This window comes from Enterobacter sp. CGMCC 5087 (genome assembly GCF_003144775.1).
In the GTDB taxonomy this organism is placed as follows: Bacteria; Pseudomonadota; Gammaproteobacteria; order Enterobacterales; family Enterobacteriaceae; genus Enterobacter; species Enterobacter cloacae_M.
Genome location: NZ_QFXN01000300.1, coordinates 1 through 403 on the forward strand (window position 1 = coordinate 1; position 403 = coordinate 403).

The 403-nt window shown below is 55.3% G+C and carries 1 protein-coding gene; it reads right to left on the reverse strand.

Going from position 1 to position 403, the window contains the following annotated elements; genetic code table 11:
• Nucleotides 1-403 (reverse strand): type VI secretion system baseplate subunit TssG (locus DEO48_RS27005; RefSeq protein WP_258306196.1); only part of this gene is annotated, 403 nt, incomplete at both ends.

A 403-nucleotide genomic window follows, 5' to 3' on the forward strand; every position in this document is an offset into this window, starting at 1 on the left:
GCGGACGTGGTAGCGATACTTACGCCATATCCGGTGAAGAAGGGTCAGCAGGCGATGATGAAAAAAATCCAGAAACAGCCCGAGACGCGATTCCTGCCACGCATACTCCCAGGCCAGTTCGTCAAGGTAGTAGCCGGGCATCGGAGACTGGCTGCCATGCAGACCCAGAAAGGCCACTTCAAGATGGCGCAGGCCACTGTCATCCTGGCTTAAGCTGACAATGTCGCCGGGATGAAAGCCCAGCGAAGCCGTGGCAGCAAAGCGCACCCGCACCTGTTCAGGGTGAATATCCTGGTCAGATTCGGGATCGACGTTTTCCAGCAAATGAAGCAATTCAACCAGCGGGAAGAAAGAAAACTGTGCAATCTCCCCACGGGCAATCACATCATCGAGTGCTGACCTG